The organism is Aeromonas sp. 600479 (assembly GCF_049175515.1).
Taxonomy (GTDB): domain Bacteria; phylum Pseudomonadota; class Gammaproteobacteria; order Enterobacterales; family Aeromonadaceae; genus Aeromonas; species Aeromonas veronii_A.
In genome coordinates, this window is record NZ_JAAKVF010000010.1 from 1 (window position 1) to 19,878 (window position 19,878).

15 protein-coding genes are annotated in these 19,878 nt (G+C 59.1%); 10 read left to right on the plus strand and 5 right to left on the minus strand.

Translation table 11 applies throughout. The features are described from left to right. Nucleotides 1-178 precede the first annotated feature (178 nt). From G5149_RS11790 to G5149_RS11815, 6 genes are all read left to right on the plus strand, one after another. Entirely contained in the window at nucleotides 179-1,117 is a 939-nt protein-coding gene (locus tag G5149_RS11790) for a DUF2157 domain-containing protein (protein WP_337072726.1), read from the plus strand. Next, nucleotides 1,110-2,114 carry a DUF4401 domain-containing protein gene (locus tag G5149_RS11795; protein WP_421212480.1) on the plus strand — a complete coding sequence of 335 codons (1,005 nt, stop codon included), beginning with the start codon at nucleotides 1,110-1,112 and terminating at the stop codon, nucleotides 2,112-2,114. Before G5149_RS11790 ends, G5149_RS11795 begins: the two co-directional genes overlap by 8 nt. Then, nucleotides 2,111-2,629 carry a GDYXXLXY domain-containing protein gene (locus G5149_RS11800; RefSeq protein WP_337072728.1) on the plus strand — a complete coding sequence of 173 codons (519 nt, stop codon included), beginning with the start codon at nucleotides 2,111-2,113 and terminating at the stop codon, nucleotides 2,627-2,629. The genes G5149_RS11795 and G5149_RS11800 overlap by 4 nt, the downstream gene beginning before the upstream one ends. Nucleotides 2,630-2,700: 71 nt before the next feature. Beyond that, the gene (locus tag G5149_RS11805) at nucleotides 2,701-3,447 is read left to right on the plus strand and encodes a substrate-binding periplasmic protein (RefSeq protein WP_005346783.1); all 747 of its coding nucleotides are present in this window, start codon (nucleotides 2,701-2,703) and stop codon (nucleotides 3,445-3,447) included. Nucleotides 3,448-3,574: 127 nt separating this feature from the next. Continuing rightward, entirely contained in the window at nucleotides 3,575-4,339 is a 765-nt protein-coding gene (locus G5149_RS11810) for a substrate-binding periplasmic protein (RefSeq protein ID WP_005346786.1), read from the plus strand. A gap of 104 nt (nucleotides 4,340-4,443) precedes the next feature. Beyond that, nucleotides 4,444-5,262 (plus strand): substrate-binding periplasmic protein, encoded by an 819-nt coding sequence (locus tag G5149_RS11815; protein WP_005346788.1) that lies wholly within the window; start codon nucleotides 4,444-4,446, stop codon nucleotides 5,260-5,262. Nucleotides 5,263-5,432: 170 nt separating this feature from the next. Here G5149_RS11815 and G5149_RS11820 read toward each other — a convergent pair whose 3' ends face one another. From G5149_RS11820 to G5149_RS11835, 4 genes are all read right to left on the minus strand, one after another. Beyond that, nucleotides 5,433-6,788, minus strand: a complete 1,356-nt coding sequence (locus tag G5149_RS11820; RefSeq protein ID WP_337072731.1) for an 8-oxoguanine deaminase — start codon at nucleotides 6,786-6,788, stop codon at nucleotides 5,433-5,435. Between the two features lie 252 nt (nucleotides 6,789-7,040). Beyond that, nucleotides 7,041-9,026 carry an MtrB/PioB family decaheme-associated outer membrane protein gene (locus tag G5149_RS11825; protein ID WP_421212481.1) on the minus strand — a complete coding sequence of 662 codons (1,986 nt, stop codon included), beginning with the start codon at nucleotides 9,024-9,026 and terminating at the stop codon, nucleotides 7,041-7,043. Between the two features lie 11 nt (nucleotides 9,027-9,037). After that, complete coding sequence (locus G5149_RS11830) at nucleotides 9,038-10,012, minus strand: DmsE family decaheme c-type cytochrome (RefSeq protein ID WP_227342431.1); 975 nt, start codon at nucleotides 10,010-10,012, stop codon at nucleotides 9,038-9,040. A 55-nt stretch (nucleotides 10,013-10,067) separates the two neighbouring features. Further along, nucleotides 10,068-12,152, minus strand: a complete 2,085-nt coding sequence (locus G5149_RS11835; RefSeq protein ID WP_288729484.1) for an OmcA/MtrC family decaheme c-type cytochrome — start codon at nucleotides 12,150-12,152, stop codon at nucleotides 10,068-10,070. 245 nt (nucleotides 12,153-12,397) lie between these two features. Between G5149_RS11835 and pdsA the strand changes: the two genes are divergently transcribed. The 4 genes from pdsA (at nucleotide 12,398) to nrfD (ending at nucleotide 15,471) form a co-directional block, all read left to right on the plus strand. Next, nucleotides 12,398-13,009: a periplasmic diheme shuttle PdsA gene (gene pdsA, locus G5149_RS11840; RefSeq protein WP_337072735.1), complete on the plus strand. Its 612-nt coding sequence runs from the start codon at nucleotides 12,398-12,400 to the stop codon at nucleotides 13,007-13,009. 153 nt (nucleotides 13,010-13,162) lie between these two features. Further along, complete coding sequence (gene nrfB, locus G5149_RS11845) at nucleotides 13,163-13,783, plus strand: cytochrome c nitrite reductase pentaheme subunit (RefSeq protein WP_005346804.1); 621 nt, start codon at nucleotides 13,163-13,165, stop codon at nucleotides 13,781-13,783. After that, a complete protein-coding gene (locus G5149_RS11850) occupies nucleotides 13,780-14,448 on the plus strand; it encodes a 4Fe-4S dicluster domain-containing protein (protein ID WP_005346807.1) in 669 nt (222 codons plus the stop codon). Before nrfB ends, G5149_RS11850 begins: the two co-directional genes overlap by 4 nt. A gap of 69 nt (nucleotides 14,449-14,517) precedes the next feature. Continuing rightward, nucleotides 14,518-15,471: a cytochrome c nitrite reductase subunit NrfD gene (nrfD, locus tag G5149_RS11855; protein WP_421212482.1), complete on the plus strand. Its 954-nt coding sequence runs from the start codon at nucleotides 14,518-14,520 to the stop codon at nucleotides 15,469-15,471. 168 nt (nucleotides 15,472-15,639) lie between these two features. Here nrfD and G5149_RS11860 read toward each other — a convergent pair whose 3' ends face one another. Beyond that, nucleotides 15,640-19,758 carry an ImpA family metalloprotease gene (locus G5149_RS11860; RefSeq protein ID WP_421212483.1) on the minus strand — a complete coding sequence of 1,373 codons (4,119 nt, stop codon included), beginning with the start codon at nucleotides 19,756-19,758 and terminating at the stop codon, nucleotides 15,640-15,642. Between the last annotated feature and the right edge of the window lie 120 nt (nucleotides 19,759-19,878).

Here is a 19,878-nt window from a genome sequence, read left to right on the forward strand (position 1 = left end):
CCCCGATGCGGTACATAGGGGGTTCTGAGTAGAGAAATGCTAGTTGAAAATGTGTAAACCTATTTCAGGACTAGACATTACGTAACCCGCTGTCGCAACCCCCAGCCGCAGAGCCAAGGAGCAGTGCACGGTTGCGGGGGCCTCATGTCATAATGGGGCAAACCTCGTGGAGCCACCCATGCACAACGTATCAAGAGAGACGCTACTCGAATGGGTCAAACAGGGACGACTGGCACCAGCGCAACTGGCCGCCGCCCGAGCCCTCGCCGATCTTCCCCCCAATCCGGCACGCTGGCAGTGGCTGTTTGACCGGCTGCTGCTCTGGCTCGGCGCCCTCTGCATCGGGGCTGGACTGGTCTTCTTCGTCGCCTTCAACTGGCATGAGTTGGGTCGGGTCTCCCGCCTCGCCCTGCTGGAGGCGCCGCTGCTCGCCATGCTGCTTCTGCTGTGGCGCAAGCCCCTTGGGGATACCCCCCGTCAGGCGCTACTGCTCGCTATCTCCCTCAATATCGGCGCTCTGCTGGCGCTGGTGGGTCAAACCTACCAAACCGGTGCTGATCCCTGGCAGCTGTTCGCCACCTGGGCGCTGATGTTGGTACCGCTGGCGGCATTTGGCCAAAGCCCTCTGCTCTGGACCTTAAGCTGGCTGCTCGGCCAGCTGGCGCTGGTGCTCTACTGGCGGCTCGGCCTGTTTACGTTCTTCTTTACCTTCGATGAAGAGGGATTGGGCTGGTGCCTTACCCTGCTCAATGCCGCCCTCTGGGGTCTGCTTCTGCTGGCGCCAACCCGCTGGCGCCTGATGCCAAGCTGGCTGGCGGGTCTGGCCGCGGGTCTGGGAGCCACTCTGCTCACACTGCTGGCGCTGTTTGATGCCGCTTCCCCGCTGGTGTGGCCGCTCTGGCTTGGCTGGCTCGCCGCGGCCTATGCCCTCTGGCATCACAGATTTATCGCCGGACTCGCCATGGGGTGCCTCAGCCTGATTGCCATCATCCTCGCCGCCCTTGGCAAATGGATGGAGCCCGATATCAACGGCTTCTTGCTGCTTAGCCTGATCGCCATCGGCCTTTCCGTCACTGCTGCCCGCTGGTTGCAACAACAACGGAGGTTACATGAGTAATCTGACCCTTTGGCACGCGCTACAACAGGCCAATATGGTGGACGGGGAGATGCCCCGCGACACCCAACCTCACTGGTCGAGCCGTTTTATGCTGGGGCTGGTGGGGTGGATTGCCGCCCTGTTCTTGCTCTTTTTTCTCTTTATGACCTTCGAGCAGCTGACCCGCGAGGCCAACAGCGCCCTGCTGCTGGGGCCCGTATTGCTGGTGGTGGCCTACGCCCTCAATCGCAGCCAACGCGGCGATCTCTGGGATCAGTTCGTGCTGGCCCTCACCCTGGCGGCCGATGCCTGGCTGCTCTATGGCCTGATCGATCAGATTGACTATCATCACACCCTGCTCTGGTTCGGGCTTGCCCTGCTCTCGCTCGCCATTGCCGTGCTGTTCGATCACTGGCTGGTGCGGCTGTTTCACAGCGTGGCGGCGGCCCTGCTGCTTACCCTTGGTCTCGCCTGCCTCGGGCTGCAACTGCTGGCGCTGCCGCTGGTGATGACCGCCATCACTTTCTGCTGGCTGCGGGCAGATAGGGATCCAGAGCGCCACCAGCTCTATCACTCCATCACGCTGGGGCTCGCCCTCTCCCTGCTGGTGCTGGGCCGCCTGCACCACCCGCTGTGGGATGGAGGCAGCAGCGTGCTGGACGAACTGGGGCTATCGCGCCTGCCGCTCTGGCTCAATCCCCTGCTCTGCGCCGCCCTGCTGCTGGCGGTGATGGTGAAGCTGAGGCTCCCTCTGCTGTTTGGCCTGCCACTAGTGCTGATCAGCGCCATCATCCCCGGCATGGGAGCGGGCGCACTGGTGCTGATCCTCGGGTTTTATGCCGGCAGTCTGGGGCTGATGACACTCTCGGCCCTGCTGCTGCTCGGCTATGGCTCGCTCTATTACTACGATCTTGGGCTCACCCTGATGACCAAATCCTGGCTGCTGCTGGGCTCCGGCATCCTGCTGCTGGGGGCCCGCCAGCTGCTCACCACCTTCGCGGCAAGGAGCGACTCATGAAACCCGTCACCCGACAGCTCGCCCTGTTGCTGAGCGGCCTCGCCATCCTGGCGGGCATCAATGCCACCGTCTGGCGCTATGAGCACGCCATGAGCAGCGGCGAAGTGGTGCTGCTGCGGCTCGCCCCGGTCGATCCTCGCTCCCTGATGCAGGGGGATTACATGCGGCTCAACTATGAAATTGCCCGCGAGCTGACCAGCCGCGACGCCAGAGCTACTCAAAACAAGGGCAGCGATACCCTGGTGATCCGCCTCGATGCCCATCAGGTGGCCAGTCTGGTGGCCGATGGCAAACCGGATCGGCTCGCCAGCGATGAGCGGCTATTGCAGGTGCACCAGAGCGAGCGGCAGTGGCAGATCGGCCCCGATGCCTACTTCTTTGAAGAGGGGTCGGGAGAGCAGTACGAAGCGGCCCGCTACGGCGAGTTCCGGCTGCAAGCGGATGGCAAGACCCTGCTGGTGGGGCTGCGGGATGAGGCCTACCAGCCCATCGGGCAGATCCGCGCCCGCTGGTAACGGCCGTGAGTGGCTATTTACTCTGTTGATGGTCACACTCAAGAGAAGGTTGATCGCTAAGGATGTTCCCAATGAGGATATGGCTGATCTGTCATCTATTGCTGCTCTGCTTAGCCTCGACGGCACGAGCTGATCTGGGCAAGCTCGAGTATCTCACCGAAGAGTACCCCCCCTACAACTTCAGCGATCAGCAAGGCCAGCCCACCGGCCTTGCGGTCGATTTGCTGCAGATGATCTGGCAACACAGCGGCGTGACACCCCAGCCGGTGCGCATCCTGCCCTGGGCTCGAGGTTATTACTTGCTAACCCAGAAGCCCAATGTGGTGCTCTTCTCCACCGCCCGTACCCAGTCGCGGGAAAATCTCTTTAAGTGGGTGTGCCCCATCGGCTACTCGGAGTACATACTGCTGGGCCGCAAAGCACAGAACATCACCCTGACCACCTTTGATCAGATGAGTCAGTACAAGATCAGCGCGGTGCGTTCGGATGCCGCCGAACAGCTGCTGCTCAACAACGGCATGGATGACAACAACATCATCCCGGCCAACCGCCTCTCCCAGGGGTTGAAGATGCTGCTCTCCGGCCGCGCCGACCTGCTCGCCACCAGCAAGCTGGCGGGATATGACGCCATCCGCGAATTGAAGCTCAACAGCGGCGACTTCAACGTGGCTATGGTGCTGAGTGCCGAACAGCTCTGCTATGCCTTCAGCCGTCAGGTGCCCGACAGCGAGATCACCCTCTTTCAGCAGGCCCTGACCCGCGCCCTCGCCTCGGAGGAGTTTCGAAAATTGCAGGCCAAATATCTGCCGATACACTGATCTTTCATCCGATGGCGAGGATTGAGCATTTTTACCGTACGATCGCTACCTGTCAGGGGGCTGGCTATTGTGCACTCGAGTCGTCACACTGTTTGGCATCGTCGATATATAGTGAAGGGTCTCACTCATGAGAACATGGCATCTCTCCCACATCTTGCTGCTCCTGTGGACCAGTTTTGCATGGGCAGGCCTGGATTCTCTCGAATACAAGACAGAAATATCCCCGCCTTTTAACTTCAGTGACGCACAGGGTCAGCCCACCGGCCTTGCCGTCGAACTGCTGCGGATGACCTGGCAATACAGCAATACGCCTCCCCAACCAATACGAATCCTGCCGTGGGCCAGAGGCTATCAAGAGTTGAACAGCAAGCACAATGTCGTGCTATTTGCCACCGCCCGGACACCGGAGCGGGAGGTGCTTTTCAAGTGGGCTTGTCCCATCGACAACTCGGACTTTGTACTGCTTGGCCGCGCCGCTGACAAATTGAACCTTTCCTCCATCGAGCAAATAAAAAATTTCAAGATTGCGGTGGTACGCTCGACCGTGTCGAATCAGCTGTTGCGGGAAAGGGGTCTGGATGAGAGCAACCTTGTCGAGGCCAACCGTCTCAGCCAAGCAGCCAAAATGCTCGCATCGGGCCGCACCCATCTCTTTGCCACCAACAAGCTGGTCGGCTACCAAACCCTCAAGAACCTCAATCTGGATCTTAAGGACTTCAATGTGGCCTTCGTCCTCGATAGCAAGCCACTCTGCTACGCCTTTAGCCGTCAGGTGCCAGACAGGGATATCGACAGATTTCAACAAGCTCTGGATAGAGCACGGGCATCACCTCAATTTTTGCAACTGCAAGCCAAATACCTGGCGCTGCAGCCAACACATGGGCCGGGATAGCCACGACCGCCCGCGTTTTTTGCCAAACATGCTCTGTTGCCTTGGCGAAATCGGCCAGCTTGGTCACACTTGAGCATGATATTCCCTTGATCAGGATGGCAAAAATGAAACCATGGATTGGATTGGCCGGGGCGCTGCTGGCCACTCTCGCACAGGCGAGTCCTGAACTCGGCAAACTGCACTACATCACCGAAGAGTACAAACCCTACAACTACGCCGATGCCAGCGGCTCCCCCACCGGCCTCGCGGTCGAGCTGCTGCAACTGGTATGGAAAAAGACCAATACGCCGCCGCAGCCCATCACCATCATGCCATGGGCGCGCGGTTACTACCTGCTGACCCAAAAACCCAATGCAGTACTCTTCTCCACCGCTCGCACCCAGGCGCGGGATCCCCTGTTCAAATGGGCCTGTCCCATCGGTTACGCCGAAATCGTGCTCGTAGGGTTGGCCGAGCGCAATATCACCATCTCCAAACTCGATGATGCCAAAGCGTTCAATATCGGAGCAGTGCGGGCTGATGTGGGAGAACAGTTGCTACTCAACAACGGCTTTGACGAGACCAAGCTGATGGCCGCCAATCGGCTGGCACAAGCGCTGAAGATGCTCACCTCAGGTCGGATCGATCTGGTCTCCACCAACAAAACCACCATGGAACAGCTGATCGTGGAGCAAAAGCTTGATCCTGCACGATTCAAAGAACAATGGGTACTGAGCTCAGAGCAGTTCTGCTTCGCTTTCAGCCATCCGGTGAGCGACGAGCTGGTCAAAGAGTTCCAGACCGGTTTGACCCAGGTACTGGCGAGCAGTGAATATCCGCTGCTGCACAGCAAATATTTCCCGGCGCCCGCCCCTGCGGCAGCCAAAAGTGAAGCAGCCAACACGACATCGGCTAACAGCGCCCCCACCAGCACAGCCAACTAGCAGCCCTCACCTTTTAACACCGCCAATACAGAGGGGCCCGATATGGGCCCCTCTGGTTTTGTGGCTCACTGTACTCAAGTGCACACGACCTGTACGTTCTTGTCGAGCACTCTCCTTTGGCTATTCACCTTGGGTTGCCCACATTGAGTTACTCGTACAGACCTTTGCGTTCAACCACGCACCAGCGCCGCGGCGGCCACCTTGTGACGAGCGATGAGACCCTCGACATCCAGTCCCTCGATGGCGCCATCCACAACCCGCCACTTGCCACCCACCATCACCCGATCGGCACGCTCGGCGCCGCACAAAATGATTGCTGCAATGGGATCGTGACAGCCACTAAAGCGCAGATCGTCGAGCTTGAACAGCGCCAGATCCGCCTGCTTGCCGGGCAGCAGCTCGCCGAGATCGTCGCGCCCGAGCAGCCGTGCCGAACCTACGGTCGCCCACTCCAGCACTTTGCGTGGGGTGATGCGCTCGGCGCCGTAACGCAGTCGCTGCAGATAGAGCGCCTGACGAGCTTCTTGCATCAGGTTCGAGGCATCGTTGGAGGCCGAGCCATCCACTCCGAGCCCCACCGGCGCACCGGCCGCTTCGAGATCCAGGGTCGGGCAGATACCGGAGGCGAGCCGCATATTGGAGACGGGACAATGACACACCCCGGTGCCTGCCGCCCCCAGCCGCGCAATCTCGTCCGGATTGAAGTGGATGCCGTGGGCCAGCCAGGTGCGATCGCCAAGCCAACCCACCTTTTCGAGATAATCGACGGTGCGCAGGCCAAAGCGTTCAAGGCAAAACGCCTCCTCATCCAGCGTCTCCGCCAGATGGGTGTGCAGCCGCACATCGAACTCGGCCGCGAGCCTGGCGCTCTCCACCATGATCTCTTCGGTGACCGAGAAGGGGGAGCATGGAGCCAGCGCAATCTGGATCTGCGCCCCGGCGCCGCGCTCGTGGTACTGGCGCACCAGCCGCAGGCTGTCATCGAGGATCTGCTGCTGCCCCTGCACCGTGTGGCGTGGTGGCAACCCCCCCTCATCTTCGCCAAGGCTCATGGAGCCGCGAGTCAGCGTGGCGCGCATCCCCAGCTCACGCACCGCCGCCACCTGAATATCGATGGACTCCTCCATCCCGCGCGGGAAGAGGTAGTGGTGATCCGCGGCCGTGGTGCAGCCCGAGAGCAGCAGCTCCGCCATCGCCACCTTGCTCGCCAGCGCCAGCCCATCCGGCGTCAATCTTGCCCACACCGGATAGAGGGTCTTGAGCCAGGGGAAAAGCGGCTGATTGACCACCGGCCCCCAGGCACGGGTCAGGGTCTGGTAGAAGTGGTGGTGGGTATTGATAAGGCCCGGCAGCACTACATGGTCACGGGCATCGAACAGCTGCTCGCAAGGCCGGGCAGGCTGCTGGCCTGCCGCCAGCACCTCGCTAATCAGACCGTTTTCAATCACCAGTCCGCCGCGGCCATCGACCGTTTCGCGGGTAAAGGTGGCAAGGGGGTTTTTGATCCAGATACGGGTAGCGGACATGGCCGACTCCTCCATCAGTGACACATAGGGGTGAGCCAGCTCAGTTATACCCTGTCTGCTGATCCAGAGGCGGCGCAGTACCGCAGTGGCTCCAGTCTATCCAGCGGCGGCAAAAAATCTGTGATCACCTTATAAAATCAAGGGGATAGCTACTCTGCTTACGGCATAGATGCATCAATTGCAATCAGCGACCAGGCATGAGCCGCAGACATAAAAAAGGGGAGCCTGGCTCCCCTTACAAGATGGGCTGCATTAGAACTTGTAAAGCCAGGAGATAGCGGTGAAGTAACCGTTATAGTTCTGGTTCACATGACCCATGCTGTACTCCTCACCGGTATAGAGGTAATCCACGTCATGGTAGAACTCGTAGCGCATATCCCAGCGCAGCGACTGCTTCTCGTCGAGCTGATAAAGGGCGTAACCTTCCAGACGGTGCTGTTTACTGGTCAGATCGGGGTAGTCATAACCCTTGCTGGCATCTGTCTGGCCACGGCCATAGGAGAAGCTGTAATCCACCCCCAGTTCCAGCGCCAAATCAAACGCCTTCTTCTGGCTTAGTCCCACTCCCAGAGTAGTGATTTGGTCACGCACCCGGGTCGAATAGGGCTGCCAGTCCGGGGCACCGGTGTAGGCATGGTTCTGGCTTGAGGTGATCCACTGTACGTTGCTGAAGAGATGGCCACTGAGGTTCTCATCAAACTGCTGGTTAAGGGTCAGATCGATACCATAGTCCTCCCCTTCACTGAGTCCGATGTCAGGCTCCGGATAGTTGGCCCGTGCCCACCACCCTTCCAGCGAGGAGCTTAACTGCTCGCTGAAGGCATACTGCAGATCGCCACGCAGCTCGAACCTGTCACGATTGGCCAGATAGAACTGACGCAAGGTCGGGCTGACATTGGTATTGTTATTCTTCCACTCAGAGCCATCCCGGGTGCTCCAGGAGAGTTTACCCCCCAGTTGCAGATCACCCACCGGGCGATAGCGACTCTTGAGGAACAACGTCTGCTCATCCGTCTTGCGACGATCCGCGTACTCCCGTTCATCGGCACGATACTGGTAACCCCCGGTTACCTTGACCGATCGACTCAGGCGGTAATCCGCTTCCAGATTGGCTTTACTGTGAGAACGATCCCCCGGCTGCCGTTGTTTGCCAATCACTACCTGCTTGTCCGAGTTGTCCTGCCGATCCCGGTATTCGCCCCCGGCACGCAGAGTCAAATCCCGGCCAAAACGCCCCACCCATTTGGCATTGGTCTGGATGGTATCGATCTCGCCATGGAAATCGCTCCGGGTGATCGGCACCTGTCGGAAGGCGGTCAGATTGCCATCCGACGTTGCTCGGCTGCTGAGAATGCGACCGCTCAGACTCTGCCGGTTCCAGTTGTACTGGCCGGACAAACTGACCTGATGGAAGCTATTGTCGGGTTCGTAAGCCCGCTCATTGGCATAGGGGTCGCTTGCCGAACCGAAATAGAATGCGGTCTCCTCGTTGCGATAGAGTGAGCCGTTGTAGGCCAGATCAACCAGCCAGCCTTCACCCAGGTAGCTGATGCCACTCTTGACCAGGGTGGTGGTGCTGCCATCGACCAGCTTGGGTACAAAGCCCGGCGTACTGCCTATCCCCGGGATGCTGGACTGATAAGTGGCCAGCGTTGCCTCTTTTTTCTCATAAGAGAAATCGGCATAAGGGCGCCATGGGCTCTTGGGGGTATAGGCAAGCCCCATGGTCAGCTTCTTGCGGACCACCTCCTTGTCAAATTCGGCCAGCGCACCAGCCGCCATCGGCGCATCGTCAGAGCGATAGACACTCTTGCCATGGCTGTTCCAGTAAAAGGGGGTTTCGGAGTAGCCAATTTTGGCGCGCGCGCCATCATAGAACCCTTGCTCCAGTGACATGCTGAAACGGCGCATTCCAAGATCCCTGGCCTCGAGTGCGCCGTAACGGGATCCCTCTCCCCGATACTGCAGGTCAGCGTTAAAGATCCCCAGCATGCCGGTATCGTTGGCGGCGGGCACCCAGTTGCGAAAACGGGTCGCGCCATCATCGTTGATGTAGCCTGTCCCCAGCCCCACCTCACCAAACCAGCCACTCTCGCTTTCACAGGATGCGCAGCGCCAGCGCGCGGTTTTGGCCTCCCTGGCCGATTGCAGGGAGTAATCCTCGACAGCCAGCGGCTCCTCGGTGGCATGGGCCGAGAAGATGGTCAGCAAGGAGAGCCAAAGTGTTGAATGTTTCATGACTTCTCTCCTCAACGTCGCAGGGACTGCCCATTCGGATGGTTGGTCCCGTGGATCTGGTTATGACAGTTCAGGCAACTGCCGCCGCGCACCTTGAGATCCCCCTCGGGGATGGACACGTTGGCATGGGGGGCGCTGTGACACTCCTGACACAACTGGGGCACGCGCTTGTTGAGCAGCGCCTGATTGATGGAACCGTGGGGGCTGTGGCATAGAGAGCAATCCTCGGTCACCGGTTCGTGCTCCCACAGGAAGGGGCCCCGCTTCTCGGCATGGCACTCGTAACAGCTCTCGTTGACGGTTGGCTGTTTCAGGCTGGCCTCATTTTGTGACTGATGCGGGTTGTGGCAGCTGGAGCAGGGCATTTCGCCATTCAGGATGGGATGACTGGTGCGCTTGTGCAGATCCGATTTCTCTGCGGCATGGCAGCTGGTGCAGGTCTCGACCTGTTTCTTGCTGTCCATCACCGGATCCTTGGCCTGGTGCAATGTGTGGCAGCTGGTACAGGAGAGATCCTCGACCGCATGAACACTGGCATGCCAGCCCATCCGGTTGGTATCGGTATGACAGGAGAGACAGACACTGTTCTGCTTCTCGACCGGCACAGGTGAATCGGGACCAAAGGTGATCATCGGCTCCCGTTTCTCTCCTTTGCGAGGATTGCGCGTGTGGTTGCCTGCCGGACCATGACAAGCTTCACACTGCCGGTCGGCCATGGGGCCATTCTGGTTGCCCAGATTGCCGTGCACACTGTGGAATATGCCGGTCGCGGGTTTGCGTGAATCTGAATCGTGGCACTTGAGGCAGGTATCAGCTCCCTTCGGGGAGTATTTTCCCTGGTCAAATTTCTTGTCCAGAGCCGATTCAATCTGGAGTCGCGGATCTGCATCGCCAGCGGGTTGCGCGGCATCGCTCTTGGCCCAGGCTGACAGGCAGCTCAGGGCCAGCATGCCAGCCAATAACCACTGCGTGATGGTCTTTTTCATCTTGTTTCCTTCAACGGCGAAGGGCCAGGGGTTACCCCCTGACCGCAGGATTTCATCAACGGAAGTCGTAGACCTTGTGAACCTTGTCGACACCCTGCTCCTGCCCGACGGCATGGCAAGAGGCACACTGTTCAACACCGGTTGCGGCTTCGATCGTCTCTGCACCAAAGACGGCGCCGTTATTCTTCATGTGGGTAGCCCACTCATCCCCTGCCACCGGGCTATCCGGCTTGACCAACCCCAGCGGTGATTTGAGGTGACAGCTGGAGCAGACCACCAGCACCGGGCTGAAGTATTTGGGCTGTTTGTTGTCAGCCGTGGTGGCGACCAGAGAGGGACGCGCGTTCTGCTGGTTGGGCAGATTGTATTGCCCCTGGGTATGACAGGACTCGCAGTTGCTGATATCGCCCGGGAAGGTAGCACTTCCCCCATGTTTGGCGCCCAGCGCGTGGAAGGAGTGGACGTGATATTTCAGGTCCCCCGGCACCCCCGCATAGAACGAGGTACGGGTCGCGTTGTGGCAACTGGTGCACTGGCTCATATCCTTGGCCGCATGATTGCTCATGTGGACTGCCAGATCCTTGTGACAACTGTTGCAGGAAGCGAGATCCGCACCGGCCTTGAGCAGATAGCTGCTGTCGATGCCCCCTTCGGCACGGAAGTAGGCGTTGACCGGATTGATGGCGATCAGGGAGAGTGCGCTGGCTGTGCTGCTGCAAGGCAGCAGATCCCCTGCGGCAAACGCCCCGTTGCGATCGGCTTTACGCGCCACACAGACTCTCAAGTCGGCGATGGTCGCAGCCAGGGTGCCGTTGACCTCGTTGCCCGTCTCTTTGCTGCACAGGAAGCGGCCTGTGCCCTGGCTGACACACTTGCTGAACTCGATCTTGTTGCCAGAGACGAAGGTCTGCGGATTGGTGGTGGCCAGCTCGAATCCCTGGCCCTGATCCCAGTTGACCAGAATGGCCGGATTGCCATCTTTGACATATTTCAGCACGTCATTAACGCTCTCGGCCGGCGTACCGTCGACGGTGACGGTCAGTTCGACCTCGATATTGGGAGCGGCATAGCGAACGTCATCGAACGTGAACTGCAGCTTGTCGCGTCCAATCGCCTCGTTGGCCATGTAACCCAGGTGAACCATATAAGGTGACTTGCTGCTGGCCGGATCAGCGCCATGGCACTGGGTGCAGACTGCGCCACTGTTGATCTTGCCGGTGATGTGAGCATCAAAACCTGTGGCGCTGGTTGAATCGGCATGACAGGCACCACACGCTTTTTCCTGGGCATGTTGCCAGTTACCGGCATTGAGGGTGGCTGGCGTAGCGTCCTTATGGCAGGTATCGCAGTTGCGCGGGTCTTGCGGAAAGTGGCTGACCGTCTTGGTATCCGTGCTATCCAGATTGCCATGGTACTTGTGCACTATGGTCGTCAGAGAACGGCGGGTAGCAATGGTCGGATTGCTCTCGTTGTGACAGGTGACACAGAGTTTGGGGTCAGCGCGATCCGCGTGTTTGATCGCTTGCTTCATGTGACAACTGTTACAACTGCTCTGATCCACGATATCCCGGGTCAAAGCGGCGGGCGTCCCTGCCGGCACCCAGTCCAGCACATAGTTGGTAACGGGAACATTGTTGCTGCCACCAAAAAAGATACCGAGACGATGAGTCGCCGTCTCATCCCAGCTAATTACACCATTATTGCTTTGTGAATCAGAAGGATAGGGATCCTGCACTGTGGTGGGGTTGATCGCAAAGGTGTAGCGATATTGCCCATTGCCCAGTGGCTCCAGCTTGCCGCTGTTTTCACTGGTGGCTTTGCCGGAACGGTAGATAAAACTCTTCCAGATGGCCGGGTCTTGCCGTGTGGTATCGCGGCCGGGGATCACCTTGTTGAGGGTGAAGGAGGGGATCGTAGCGCCCAGGTCGTAACCCGAACCCTGTTTGTCCGCCACGTTGAACTGCACCGAGAGCTGACCATCCGGGGTGAGAACCGGTGTCGAGGCCGAGATAGTCAGAGAGTCAGGGGTTCCAGGAGGAGGGGGGGGCGGCTCACTCTTGTCACTGCCATCCCCCCCGCCACCGCAGGCCGAGAGGGTGAGCACCATTGCAGCGGCCACCAGCGCTTTCCAGTATTTCATCTTGTTTATCCTTTTTTATCGGATTTTTATTTCATGTATGAGCCGTGTCAGAAAAGTCCCAAAAACATGCAACATTAGGCCCCTTTGGACCCTATTTGGGTCAAAAACCATTTCCATCCGAATTATAAGGTTTATATAGTGCTCGACGTTGATAGAAGCCTCAAAAGCGGGATTAAGCCCACTTTTTCGAATAAAAAAACTGTATAGACTGGCTTTTACGATTTTTATGTCACTAGGAGTGCAAAATGAAGCGAAGCATGAAATTGGAAGTGGTGGGGTTATCTCTGTTGATTGGTTCAATTGGGCCAGCCTTTGCCGGGGTCGACGAGATGGCCAAAACATGTAACGCATGTCACGGTAATCAAGGGATCAGCTCACATACAGATATTCCAACAATCGCCGGAATAGCAGAATCTAATCTTGCGGAGCAGATGCGAAGCTACCTGGATGGCCGCCCTGCTAAGACCGTTAATCATGTCACCGGTGACACCAGCAAACAGGGAAACATGACCGACATTGTTAAGGGTCTTAGCGACGATCAGATCGACGAGTTGGCAGCTTACTATGCCGAACTGCCCTACCAACCGATGAAACAACCGTTCGATGCCGCACTGGCCAAAGCAGGACAAAAACTGCATGAAGAGTCTGGTTGCAAGAAGTGTCACTCCGAAGGCGGCTCCGTTGCCGACGATGAAGCCTCCATCCTCTCCGGTCAGCCAAAAGGTTACATACTGATGGCCCTGCAAGAGTTCAAGGCTGGCAAGCGCAGCAATGACGAGAAGATGAATAACGCCATCATTGCCATGAGTGATGCCGACCTCAAGGCGCTGGCCGAGTACTACGCCAGCCAGCAATAACCAAAGCGGTCAGGTTTATCCATTGATCAAGCCCCCACTCTGTCGTGGGTGGGGGACTCTTGCCCGTTTCTGGCATTTTGGGAGGTATTTGTCGCTCTTTTTCTTGTCAGGGGGTGGATAACGCCGCTGAACCTCTTTGATCCGGAGTCCAGTATGAAAAAAATAATGCAGTGGGCCTTGCTTGCCACGATCTGTCTGGGTGCAAGCGAGTTTGCCCTCGCCGCGACCGCCGTCGAACCAGCGTCTGCCGCCGTCAGCACTGTGGCCGATAGCAGTGCCGCCGATGCTCTGGCCGCACGCCAGGCCAAAGCCGCGAAGAAAGCCGCAGCCGAGAAAAAAGCGGCCGCCCGTTTCGCCAAGTGTGACAAGTGCCACGACGGAAACGAGGGGATGCATGGCAAGCATGCCAGCGTCACCAACCCCAATACCAATGAAGCGGTGACCTGTACCAACTGTCACGGCAACCCGTCAGCCCAGCACCGCAAACAGCGTGGCGGCATTGTCGACGTGATGCGCTTTGGCGACGATGCCTTCCCGCTCAGCCAACAAAACGGCGTCTGCATGAGCTGCCATGAGCCCGATGATCTGCGCAAGGCGCTGTGGGCCCACGACGTGCATGCGACTCGCGTGACCTGCACCAGCTGCCATCAGTTGCACCCGGCCAAAGAGCCCATGGTCGGCATCCCCGAGAAGGCCCGCATCAAGCTGTGCGTCGACTGCCACAGCAAGCAGCATGAGGCCAGGCAGCAAGCCGCGGCCAAGGAGGGCGCATGAGCACGACCCGTCGCGAGTTTATGGTGGGGATGAGTGCCAGCGCCTTGATCCTGATGACGGGGTCGCCCCGCGCCCTGGCCAACAGCATGACCATCGGGGGGATACGCTACGGCATGATCCACGATGAGACCGCCTGCATCGGTTGTACCGCCTGCATGGATGCCTGCCGGGAAGTCAATCAGGTGCCACAAGGGGTAGCCCGCCTGCAGATCCTGCGTACCGGGCCTGTGGGTGAATATCCGGATCAGGAGTACCGGTTTTTCCGCAAGTCCTGCCAGCACTGTGATAACGCCCCCTGTGTGCATGTCTGCCCGACGGGCGCATCCCATATCCGGGCCGAGGATGGCATCGTCGACATCAACCCCGATCTCTGTGTCGGTTGCCGTTACTGTCTGGCAGCCTGTCCTTATCAGGTCCGCTTTATCAACCCGGTCACCCGCACTGCCGACAAGTGCGACTTTTGCCGCAAAACCAATCTGGCCAACGGCAAGCAACCCGCCTGTGTCGAAGCCTGCCCTACCAAGGCGCTGGTGTTCGGCAATCTGGATGATCCTCACAGCCCGATCGCCAAGCGGCTGGTGCACGAGACCACCTATCGCTACAAACAGTTCCTCGGCACCTCGCCCAAGATGTATCGGGTACCAAAAGGGGAGATAAAATCATGAGTCCACATAACCCGCATCATGGCGGTATCCCTCTGCAGATGGTGAGTAGCGAAATGGGAGGTGTGTACCATGTGGCATAACGCATTTCACTTCGACTCACTGGTCTGGGATGGTCCCATCGCCATCTACCTCTTTCTGCTGGGGATCTCCGCCGGTTCAGTCACCCTCTCGGTGCTGTTGCGCCAGCGCGGGGCCGGCAGCGAGAAGGGCATCATCAGGGCGACCGCCATTCTGGCCCCGCTCAGCGTGATACTGGGGCTGCTGATCCTCATCTTCCACCTGGCTCGTCCCTGGACCTTCTGGAAGCTGATGTTCCACTATCAGTTCGATTCCGTGATGTCGATGGGGGTCATGCTGTTTCAGGTCTATATGACTGTGTTGTTTGCCTGGCTGGCGGTGGTCTTCAGAGCCGAGATCGAGGGGCTGCGGCGGCACCTGCTGGCGGACAGGTTCGCCTTCATCGATACCCTGATAGGCAAGGTGGCACAGCTTGAGCGACTGCTTACTCCCCTGTTGTTGTTGCTGGCAGTACTGCTGGGGGCCTATACCGGCTTCCTGCTCTCGGCGCTCAAGACCTACCCCATGCTCAACAACCCGATCCTGCCGGCGCTGTTCCTGGTATCCGGTATCAGCTCGGGGGTAGCCTCCACCATCTTGCTGGCGGTGACTCTGTTCAAGGAGAGCAGCCATAGCAAGGGGGTGAGCTTTGTACATCGCTTCGAGCGCCCCATCGTGGCCATCGAGGTCTTCTTGCTGGTCTGCTTCTTCACCGGCCTCTACTTCGGTGGCGGCCAGCGGGAGGCAGCGATGTGGGCGGCCATAGGCGGCGGCTTCTGGTCGCAGGTCTTCTGGTTTGGCGTGATTGGCATCGGCATCCTGCTTCCCCAACTGTTGGGGCTGCTCAGCTCGCCAGCTCGCCAGCACCAGCGCTCCCATCTGGTGCTGGTCTGCAGCATGAGCCTGGTGGGGATCTTGCTGCTGCGCTACTTCATCCTCTATGCCGGTCAGATGACGGTGCTGTAACATGGTCGCGTGAATGGGTCACTTATGAGCCCCACCCTTGCATGGGCTGACACACTTTCGGCTCGTTCTTCTCCCCCCCACCTCCTCGGCATCCACCATGGGGCCAAAGGCGGGATAAATAACAAGCGCCCTGCCGGGCGCTTGTCGTAGTTATCGTGATGACCGGATTCAGGGAACCGGGCAGATGCTCGGCGAGCCACTGTTGCGGGGCCAGAGAGTGGACCCGTCGCTCTCGGAGAGTGGCAAGAATGTGACACCTTCGCTCATGTTGGCTGGGGGCAGGTCATCCTCAAGCACATACATCCCCATCGGCAGGCTGCCATAACGCTGGTTGGCCTGCACCTGAGCGACCGCGAGGCTTGAGTAACGCAGGCCAAGCAGATCGAAGTGATTGCGCCAGTCCCAACCGGTGAGCCGACTGAGTGCAACCAGCATAAAGTCATTGCCCGGTATGTCGCGCACCCGTTTGCCGCCATAGACCGCATGCCCCGAGTAGGGGAACAGGCTAAAGCCGAGCCTATCCTTGCTGGCATTCCACTGCGCTTCACTGTCTGCTGCCGCGCCGAAGATCCGTGAGTGCTGATAAAGCAGAGTGAAGAGAGTGAAGCCATCGTTCAGCCGGGTGCCATCAGTCAGGATCATACCGTGGGCGCGCAATGCCATCTGGATATAAAACGCCATGCGATAGCCGTTATGAACGGCGTAGGCATTGCTCTTCCAGGGGGCTTCGTAGCGACTCTCGCCGATATCGAGCACCTTGCAGTTGGCCCCGAGCACGACGCGGTTGCCACTCCTGTCCCGTACCTGCGCCGCATCAGACATGAACACATAGAAGAGATCCTTGTGATTCATGTGTCCATCCTTGATGGGCGCCGTGTTGCCATCTCTCAGATAATGGGCGCGCCACTTCACCACATAAGGGAAGATATTGTTGGAGTTTTCCCCCGCCCGGCTGCCGTAGCCACTCCAGTTGTCGGCATCGCCTGCCGCCGCGTACTGCACGTTCAACCGGTTGGTCTGCAGGTTGTGGCCCAGCTCGTGATTGTCGAGCCAGCCGGTCGGGCTGATGCTGCCGGAAGAGTCCCACGGGTTGCCACTGCAACCACTGCCGCAATGGGCATTCTGGTCATAGTTGGCATGCTGGATGATGGTGCGGGTGTGGAGCGATTCATCGAGACACCCCTCCCCCAGCAGTGCCACACAGGCGTTTTTAACATCTGCCGGCAGCGACTCATCGAGCCCCTTGCCCTGAATTTTCAGGCCCGCCAGGATGTAGACGCCATTGATGTGATCCCGGGCGATGCTGTCGAGCAGGGCATTGGTGTCGGGGATAACGCCACCCACTGCATTGGTGAAGCGATCCCGGCGCAGATGCTGTTCGGCGCCATCGGCTCGCAGATCGATATGAGGCAGCTCGGTTTGCGCCAGCCGCTCGTTGAACTCGCGGATCTGCTGCTCATCACTGAAATCCAGGATGGCCGGATGACGGGTGACGCCTGTGGCGCTCACCTGGACGGCCAGCGATGCTGCCCCCCCTTCCAGATAGAGATAGATAGGGCCGCCATAGGGCGAGGTGAAGGTGACACGGCCCCCCTTGGCCAAGGTCAACCGCCCGGTAGTCAGCTCCAGTGGCGCCCGATAGATCTTCTGCTCATAGGCGCGATTGGTGTTGGGCCTGTGGTAGTTGAGCCGGACGGTGGCGGACACATCGGCGTTATCGGTGCGTCTCAGGGTGATGGTTTGTCCCGGCAGGGCATACCAGCCGGTGGTGGTCCACTGCCCGCTGTAGGGAACCGTAATGCGCCGACTGTCGGTGAGCGTTGCGGGATAGGCGTAGTGAGCTGCGAGTCCCTTCACCACCTTGCTGCGATCGGTGACGTACTCCCCCAGATCGGGCTGGGCTGGGGTACGGGTGCGGGCATAGCTCACCAGCCAGTCGGCAAACATCGCCTGCTGCCAGGATTGATGCTCATCCCAGGCAATGGGGTAGTCGATGGCGGCACGGTATTTGTCGGCCAGCAACAGGGTGGCGGGCAGCAGTGTCATGCCGTCACGGGCAAAGGGGCTGATCCCGGCCTTGTCGAGGGTGATAGCCCCATTTCTCAGCCAGTCGGCCCCCTGCTTGAACTGCTGGTTGAAGCTCTCCGAGCCACTGCAATTGATAAAGTTGCCGCCGCAGCTATCGAGCCACTGGGTCGTGAAGTTGCGATCCTGAAGGTTGCCAAGCAGGGTATCGACCGCCATCAGCTGGGCGTCGGGTGCCATGATGGTGTTCACTGCCAGATCGCTGGCTCTGAGTTTTGACCAGTAGTTGCCCCAGGTGACCAGCCCCATATCGAGATAGAGGGGGCTTAGCAGCGGGCTGGCATCGCGCCGGTAGTTGGAGAGCAGCAGCGGGATCCCGGCCGCTTTGGCCTTGGCAATACCCTGTGCGATCCCCTGATACCCCAGCCCCTGGCGGTCGATATCGCTGATCACGATAAGCTCCGGCGCCATGGTGTCGATACAGTCGCTCAGCGCCTGATAATCGCAGGCATTGGCCGGGTTGATGCTGTGCTTGTCGGGATAGATCGCCTTGAGCCAGTCCCGCACGCCTTCGTTGTGGGGAAAATAGACGCTATCGGCGCGGCTTGGCATCTGGGTGGTAATGATGCGCAGGCCATCGCTATCCTTGCCCCGGGTCAGCCAGCCAATCAGCCCCTTGAGCAGCGCCTCGCTCTGCGCTGTACGGTCAACGGAAAACAGGTTCGCCCCCATGGCTGCCTGACGGTAATCGGCTTGCTCGGAGACCATCACCAGACCCCGGATCTCGCTCTCCCCCTTGCCATTGATGTTGGAGGGGAGCAGGGTCACCGTGCTCTCCGGCTGGAAGCTGGAGAAGGTGATGGAGTCGTGGCTCGGGTTCCAGCTGATTTGTGCCATCCCCTGATAGAGGCTGCGAACCAGCTCGGTGCGGTGCGCCTCACTGTCGGCAATCGCCGCGCGGGCATGGGCGATCAGGGATTGTTCGCTGGCAAGGGTATGATCTTCCCGGGTAATGGCATTGGCGGCATCGCTGATAAAGCTGGCCGAGATTTGGCAATCACCACGCATGGGGCCGGTGGTGTAGGTGTTACCCGTCAGGGTGCCTTCACACCCTGTGATGTTTGCCAACACGAAGCCACTCTCGGGCTGCACGGTGAAACGCCCCTGTTCACCCGCATTCAGGCGCAGGTAGTCGGGACTGACCGCGCCTCCCAGAGAAGCTTGGGTGGTGGCGTTGAAATAGACGGCTGCACTCTCCTGAGTGAAGCTGGCCGAGATTTGGCAATCACCACGCATGGGGCCTGTGGTATAGGTGTTACCCGTCAGGGTGCCTTCACACCCTGTGATGTTTGCCAGCACAAAGCCACTCTCGGGCTGCACGGTGAAACGCCCCTGTTCACCCGCATTCAGGCGCAGGGAGTCGGGGCTGAGCGCGCCCCCCAGAGAAGCTTGGGTGGTGGCGTTGAAATAGACGGCGGCACTCTCCTGAGTGAAGCTGGCCGAAATTTGGCAATCACCACGCATGGGGCCGGTGGTGTAGGTGTTACCCGTCAGGGTGCCTTCACACCCTGCGATCTGTGCCAGCACGAAGCCACTCTCGGGCTGCACGGTGAAACGCCCCTGCTCACCCGCATTCAGGCGCAGTGAGTCGGGGCTGAGCGCGCCCCCCTGTGAAGCTTGGGTGGTGGCGTTGAAATAGACGGCTGCACTCTCCTGAGTGAAGCTGGCCGAAATTTGGCAATCGCCACGCATGGGACCTGTGGTATAGGTGAGGCCGTCCAGGGTGCCTTCACATCCTGCGATCTGTGCCAGCACGAAGCCACTCTCGGGCTGCACGGTGAAACGCCCCTGCTCACCCACGTTCAGGCGCAGGGAGTCGGGGCTGAGCGCGCCCCCCAGAGAAGCTTGGGTGGTGGCGTTGAAATAGACGGCGGCACTCTCCTGAGTGAAGCTGGCCGAGATTTGGCAATCGCTGCTCATGGGACCTGTGGTATAGGTGAGGCCGTCCAGGGAGCCATCACATCCGGTTATCCCGGTCAGCACGTAACCGCTGTCAGCCTGTACCGAGAAGCGCCCCTGTTCCCCCTCCCCCAGCCTCAGGCGGGTGGGAGTTAACTGCCCCCCCTGGCTGCTCAGGCTGGACACCTCGAAATAGTGCGTTTCAGTAGGGGGAGCAATAGGACTCTCTTCCTGTTCGCCATCACCGCCACCACAGCCTGTGATCAACAGCACGAGTAAGGGGGTGAGAACCGTCTTTTTCATTGTTTGGTACATTCCTTGTGTTACGACGGGTGGGAGGAGTCGGTAGTCTAATGAGCGACCTTGCTTATTTCAACGTTGATTGAATGGTTAATTATCTTTATTTTCAGCATCTTGCATGCT